Raw genomic sequence first — 6633 nt, 5'->3', positions numbered from 1 at the left:
AGGGCTGGCCCGCCGCATCCTCGCCGCGCAGGGCCACCCCGGCCGCGTCACCACCACCGACGACCTCGACGCCGGCGTGGACGGTGCGGACGCCGTCCTGCTCCAGCTCCGCGTCGGCGGGCAGGCGGCGCGGATGCGGGACGAGGCGTGGCCGCTGGAGTGCGGCTGCATCGGCCAGGAGACGACGGGGGCAGGCGGCCTCGCCAAGGCGCTCCGCACCGTGCCCGTCGTCCTCGACATCGCCGACCGCGTGCGGCGCAGCAACCCGCACGCCTGGATCATCGACTTCACCAACCCGGTCGGCATCGTCACCCGCGCCCTGCTCCAGCACGGCCACCGGGCCGTCGGGCTCTGCAACGTCGCGATCCATCTCCAGCGGAAGTTCGCCGGACTGCTCGGCGCCGAACCCGCCGAGGTACGTCTCCAGCACTACGGACTCAACCACCTCACCTGGGAGTTCGGCGTCTCGGTCGGCGGGCGCGAGGTGCTGCCGCAGCTCATCGAGGAGCACGGCGAGCGGATCGCCCACGAGCTCCACCTTCCGCCCGAGGTGCTCCGCCGGCTCGGCGTCGTCCCCTCCTACTACCTGCGCTACTACTACGCGCACGACCTCGTCGTCGAGGAGTCGCGGAAGGCGCCCTCGCGCGCCGAGCGGGTCGCGGAGATGGAGCGCACGCTGCTGGAGATGTACCGCGACCCGACGCTGACGGAGAAACCCGCGCTCCTCGGCGAGCGCGGGGGCGCCTTCTACTCGGAGGCGGCCGTCGCCCTCGCCGCCCGGCTCCTCGGTTCCGGTGGCGGCGAGCGGGTGCAGGTCGTCAACGTGCGCAACGCGGGCACGCTCCCGTTCCTCCCCGACGACGCCGTCGTCGAGGTGCCGGCCGAGGTGACGCCCGAGGGCGCCCTGCCGCTGCCCGCGCCGGCGCTCGGCCCCGTCCACACCGGGCTCCTCGCTCATGCGACCGCGTACGAGCAACTCGCCCTGGAGGCGGCCCTGCACGGCGGCCGGGACCGCGTCTTCCGGGCGCTCCTCGCGCACCCGCTCGTGGGGCAGTTCGACCGGGCCGACCGGCTCACGGACCTGCTCCTCGCGGAGAACAAGGAGCACCTGCCGTGGGCGTGACGACGGACGGCGCCGCGCCGCCGCGGGAGCCCGAAGGCCCGCACGAAGCCCGCGCGGGCGGCCCGCCCGCGCCGCCGCGACGGTCGGAGCGGGCGGTGCTGGCGATCGATGCGGGGAACACCAAGACCGACGTCGCAGTCGTCGGCGACGACGGCCGGGTGCTCGGCACCGCGCGCGGCGGCGGATTCCGGCCCCCGGCAGTGGGCGTCGAGGCGGCGATGCGCACCCTCGACTCCGCGGTACGCCGCGCCGTCGCCCGTGCGCTCGACGCCTCGACGCCGCCCACGCACGTCGCCGCCTGCCTCGCCAACGCCGATCTGCCGGCAGAGGAACGGGAGTTGACGCAGGCGGTCCGGGCCGCCGGCTGGGCGCGGACGGCCGAGGTGGCCAACGACACCTTCGCGCTCCTCCGCGCCGGCCTCTCCGACACCGCGCCGCACGCCGCGGGCGTCGCCGTCGTCTGCGGCGCCGGCATCAACTGCGCCGGCCGGACGGCCGAGGGCCGCACCCACCGCTTCCCCGCGGTCGGCGCGCTCTCCGGCGACTGGGGCGGGGGCGGGGGCCTCGCCGACGCCGCTCTCTGGCACGCGGCACGCGCGGCCGACGGCCGGGGCGAGGCCACCCGGCTCGCGGACGCCCTCCCTGCGCACTTCGCGCTCCCGTCGATGTACGCGCTGATCGAGGCGTTCCACCTCGGCGCCCTCGCGCCGGCGCGCAAGCACGAGTTGACGCCCGTCCTCTTCCGCACCGCCGCCGAGGGCGACGCCGTCGCACGCTCCCTCGTCCACCGCCAGGCGGACGAGATCGTCACCCTCGCCGCCACCGCCCTCGACCACCTCGGCCTCCTCGGCACCCCCGTGCCCGTCATGCTCGGCGGCAGCGTCGTCACGGCCGACCATCCGCTCCTCCACGACCGTCTCCGCGAACAGTTCGCACACCGCGCACCGCACGCCGCACCCCGACTGGTCACCGCTCCCCCGGTGTTGGGCGCCGCCCTGCTCGCCCTCGACGCCACGGACGGCGACCCGTGCGCTTACGCACGGGTGCGGGCCGAGTACGGGGCCGAGGGGTGACGGCGGATCGCTCGACGCGTACGGAACCCCCGGCGCAACGGGCCGCTCTCTGCGCGTCGGCCACGAGCGCGGGCGGACGCGCCGCGCCGTCGGACAGGGCATTCTGACCCGGCACGCTGCCCTCGTCGACAGGCAGTCGACGGCGGAAGGCATCCCGTCGGTCGCTCACCTCACCCCTGGGGACGCGACCGCGGACCGGTGCTGATCAGCGGCGACAGGGCACCGATCGATCGGCCCACAACCACCGCGACCCGATGGGGTGCGCGTGGATCGCAGCCGGACACGACGCCCTCCGCGAGCAGACACCTCACAACCACGAAGCCGGACAGGCGCCCCCGTTTCCGAGCAACATTGCAGCGGCAGCCGAGGGAAGAAGCCGGACCCGTCACCTCCAGGGAACGCAACCGCGAACCGGTGCCGATCGCCAGCAGTGGGGCGCCCATCCATGAACCTCCACCGCCGCAACCAGGGGCGCGCACAACAGGAGCAGAGGCGTAACCCTCCGCATCCGGACGCACGACACAGAACCACGGAACCGGACAGAGCACCCTGGTGCCACGCAAGATGCCGCGACGGCAAGGCAGTTGACGGCGGACGGCGCCGAAAGGCATCCACCGGCCGATAGCCTCTCCCCATGAAACGCGACCGCGAACCCGTGCTGATCCGCAGCAAGTGGGGCACCAACCGATGGGTCTACAACCACCGCAACCCCGTGGGACGCACGCTGATCGTGGTGAGCGTGCTCCTCTGCCTCGGGCTGCTCCTCTACGTGGCGGCGACGACGCACGATCCGGGACCCGGAAGAGGGGCGCCGTCCGACACCGTCCGGTAGCTCGCGTCGCCCGATGGCGGGCGGCGGTCAGGTGCGGTGGAGGGTGATCGTCGTCCAGGCGCCTACGTGGACGCGGTCGCCCTCCATGAGCGGGACGGGGACGAACGGCTGAATGGGGTCCTCCGAGCCGTTGATCGTCGTGCCGTTGGTGGAGTCCTGGTCGACGACGGACCAGCTACCGTCCGGTTGTTGGACGAGAACCGCGTGCTGGTGCGAGACGCCCGGGTCCTCCGGGGGGCGCCCGAGGTCGATGTCGGGGGCCTCGCCCGTCGACTGGCGGCGGCGGCCGATCGTCACCTGGTGGCCCGTGAGCGGGAGTTGCTGCTCGGGCGAGTACGCGGGCAGGTTGAGCGCCGCGGCCTCGGGACCGCTGCGTCCCATCATCGCCGTGAAGTACTCGCGGTCCGGGGCGATCACCGCCATCCACGCAGCCGGCTGCGGGGCCCCCGGCTGCTGCGGCACCATGCCGGGCCCCTGCGGCTGCTCCACGCCCTGGCCCGGCCGGCCGTAGCCCTGCAACGGGTGCTCGCCCGGCTGCTGCTGGGGCTGCTGGGCGGGGGAGCTCGGCGGGGGCAGCACCCAGTCCCCGCTGGGCTGTGCGGGCTGCGGCACCGGCGGGCCCTGCGGTGGGTTCCCCGGCTGCGGGTACGAGTTCTGCTGATCCGGAGCGAGGGGCTCGGCGGGGCGGTTCATCTGGGACGGGCGGGAGCTCTCGTACCCGAGGGGCTGCGCCTGGCCCGGGTACGGCTGCTGCGCGCCGGCGGGCGGAAAGCCGCTCTGCTGGGGCGGGTTGGGCGGGGCGTAGGTCGTCGGGGAGTGGGTGAGGAAGTTGTACCTGCACTCCTCGCAGAACGGCGCCTGGGCCTCGCGCGGAGTTCCGCACTGCGGGCAGAGTTCACCCCCGGCGGACCGGGGGCCCGGATAGCCGTACCCGGAGCCGGGCGCCTGGCCCGCGTAGCCCTGGCCGCCCGGAGTGGGCGGCGGTGGCGGACCCGCGAAGCCGTTCGACGCGGGAGGGGCGGCCGGCGCACCGGTCATGCGGTGTCCGCAGACCTCGCACCAGTCGTCGGCGGCCGACTGGTGGCCGTTCGGGCATGTCGGCATGGTGGGTGCCTCCCCCTCCGTACTCCTGCGCTGTCGCTCGCTGTTGTTGTCCGAACCCGGACTACCCGACCACAGGTCCGGGGCGACGCTACTTCTTCACCCGGACCGTCTTGGTGGACCGGGTCTCCAACGTCATCTCGTCGGCTTCGGCAACCTTTGCCTTGAGTCGAACAGTACCCGCCGCCGCGTCCACGACGTCGACCACCTTCGAAAGCAGTTTCGCAGTATCCGCGTTCCCCGAGGCGTTCGCCAGCTGCACCGCACGCCCCAATCGCGCCGTTGCGCCCGGTTCGTCCCCCGACTTTCGCAGATCCAGGCCCTGTTGGATCGCCTGCGCCAGCTCGGCCTGTCCCGTGTAGTGGGCGACCTGGGCGTTGATCGACGTCGTGGCCGCCATGTCGTCGGTCCACACCGCGCGGACGAGGCCCTGCGCAAGGGTCTGCGGGGCTACGCCGCCGGGCGAGGGGAGGATCAAGGAGACCCGGGCCGCGAGCATCTCCTGCCCGATGCCGGCCGCCGGGACCTCCACGCAGATGTGGTAGTCGCGGGACTCGTCGCCCCAGGACCCCGTGGGGTAGTCGCCCGCGCGCGGCCCCGCCTCTGTGCGGCGGTCGGTGAGCTCCTCGACGGTCGGGGCGACCTGCTTGACGAATCCGATCTCGGCGCCCTGCGGCGTCCACAGGCGGAGCGCCACGTCGGCGACCTCCTTGCCCATGGCGCTCTCCATCATCTGCCGGAAGTCCGCGGTGAGTCCGCCCGGGTCGGCGACGATGTCGGCCGAGCCGAGCAGCGCGGAGGCGATGCCCGTGACCTCCTTCACCTCCCAGTCTGTACCGACGCCGCGTGCGTCGCAGGTGAACCTGCCGGCGCACGTCTCGAGGGCGGCGGCCAACTCCTCCGGGCGCTCGTGCTCGTTGCGTCCGTCCGTGAGGAGGATGCCGTGCCTGATGCCGACGTCGGCCGAGGCGAGGAGGCGGTCGGCGAGGCGGAGCCAGGTCCCGATGGCGGTGCCGCCGCCCGCCGTGATGTGGCGCAGCTCCCGCTTGGCCGCCTGTCTCGTGGCGTCGTCCGCGACGGCGAGCGTCCCGCCGCCCGGATAGACCTCCTGTGCCTCGTGGTTGCCCGCGACGACGGCGAAGGCGACGCCGTCCCGCAGAGTGTCGATCGCGGCCGCGGTGGCGTCGCGCGCGTTCCGCATCTTCGTCGGCGGGTAGTCCATCGAGCCGGAGCAGTCGACCATCACCACCACGCCGGCGCCGGCTCCGCGGGAACGCGCCGAAACCTGGGGGTCGGCCGTGGGCAGCGGCATACCGCCCGTGGTTCCGCCGCCGGTCGAGGTCACCGTCACGATGGCGTTGACCTCGCGAGCCCCCTCGGGAAGGAACTCGTTCTGGTAGACGTCGACGGAGAAGCTCGGCGCGTTGGACTTCGCGAAGTTGGCCATCTCTTCCGCTCCTGCTCGCTCTACGGCGGCGTGTTGACGACGAGTGGGCAAGGGAGTGGAACGCAGCGAGCGCCTCGTCCCCCGGTGGCTCTCGGCTCCGGCCTCGTCGACGCGGGGCGTCGAACGCGCCTCCGCTGCCGACGGGTTGGCCGGTCAGGCTGATCCTGCCCCGACCTCCTCCGGCGGGAACGGGACCACGGCCACCGTTACGTTGTCGTGCCCGCCGCCGTCCAGGGCGTAGCCGACGAGGTGCTGCGCCGAGTGGAGCGGTCTGTCGACGGCGTCCGCGGGGACGGCGGCCGTCAGCTCTTCTGCGGACTCGGCGTAGTTCCACAGGCCGTCGGTGCAGACGACGACGGCGCCCGCGGTCTCCGGGCGGAACGCTGCGGTGTGCGGCTCGAGTTCGTACGCATCGGCGCCGAGCCAGCCCGTGATCGCGTGCGCACGCGGGTCGGCGTACGCGTCCGCCTCGGCCATGAGGCCGGCCGCGACCATCTGCGCGGCCCAGGAGTCGTCCTCCGTCAACCGGGCTGCGGGGGCGGAGCGGTCGTCCGGGACCCAGTACGCGCGGCTGTCGCCGACCCAGCCGACGGTGAGGATGCCGTCGAGCGTGAGCGCGGCGACGATCGTGCACGCCGGCGCGTTCTTCGACGGCTCCAACGGGCCGTCGTCGGCGAGGACGTTCACCGCCTCGGCCGCCGTGACGAGTGCCTCGTGCATCGCCTGCTGCGGATGGGTGCCGACGGAGACGGCCTCCTCCAGGGCGCACCCCGCGGCGCGCGCGGCGGCGGCGGACGCCTCGTCGGGGCGCGTGGCGGAGGAGACGCCGTCGCAGACGACGGCGATCGCGGCGCGGCCGCCGTCGGGGGCCGAGGACTCGGAGATGTGGAAGAAGTCCTCGTTGCGGTGGTGGCGCAGGCCGCGGTCGCTCGCCGCCGCGAGCGCCGGCAACTCCTGCTCCATGTGGTCGCGTTCGAGGGGCTGCTTGTGGCCGCAGTGCTCGCAGTAGCCGTCGGCGTCGATGGCTCCCGTGCCGCAGGCGACGCACCTCGGGCGC

6 protein-coding genes are annotated in these 6633 nt (G+C 73.8%); 3 read left to right on the top strand and 3 right to left on the bottom strand.

What is annotated here, in order from left to right; all coding sequences use genetic code 11:
* From UWG_RS0118655 to UWG_RS0118645, 3 genes are all read left to right on the top strand, one after another.
* On the top strand, positions 1–1123 hold a 1123-nt coding region (locus UWG_RS0118655), incomplete at its 5' end, for a family 4 glycosyl hydrolase (RefSeq protein WP_016908731.1).
* Positions 1114–2196, top strand: a complete 1083-nt coding sequence (locus tag UWG_RS0118650) for an N-acetylglucosamine kinase (protein ID WP_016908730.1) — start codon at positions 1114–1116, stop codon at positions 2194–2196. The genes UWG_RS0118655 and UWG_RS0118650, both read left to right, overlap by 10 nt.
* A gap of 634 nt (positions 2197–2830) precedes the next feature.
* Positions 2831–3028: a hypothetical protein gene (locus UWG_RS0118645; RefSeq protein ID WP_016908729.1), complete on the top strand. Its 198-nt coding sequence runs from the start codon at positions 2831–2833 to the stop codon at positions 3026–3028.
* A 27-nt stretch (positions 3029–3055) separates the two neighbouring features.
* On the opposite strand, the gene UWG_RS0118640 is transcribed toward UWG_RS0118645, so the two are convergent.
* The 3 genes from UWG_RS0118640 to UWG_RS0118630 form a co-directional block, all read right to left on the bottom strand.
* Positions 3056–4132, bottom strand: a complete 1077-nt coding sequence (locus UWG_RS0118640) for an FHA domain-containing protein (RefSeq protein WP_016908728.1) — start codon at positions 4130–4132, stop codon at positions 3056–3058.
* 88 nt (positions 4133–4220) lie between these two features.
* Positions 4221–5576 carry a vWA domain-containing protein gene (locus UWG_RS0118635; RefSeq protein ID WP_016908727.1) on the bottom strand — a complete coding sequence of 452 codons (1356 nt, stop codon included), beginning with the start codon at positions 5574–5576 and terminating at the stop codon, positions 4221–4223.
* A gap of 153 nt (positions 5577–5729) precedes the next feature.
* Positions 5730–6633 (bottom strand): PP2C family protein-serine/threonine phosphatase (locus UWG_RS0118630; protein ID WP_016908726.1); only part of this gene is annotated, 904 nt, incomplete at its 5' end.

Source organism: Streptomyces xiaopingdaonensis (genome assembly GCF_000262345.1).
GTDB classification, from domain to species: domain Bacteria; phylum Actinomycetota; class Actinomycetes; order Streptomycetales; family Streptomycetaceae; genus Streptomyces; species Streptomyces xiaopingdaonensis.
Note: the sequence above shows the minus strand (reverse complement) of the source record. Positions and strands in the feature narration are given on the sequence as shown.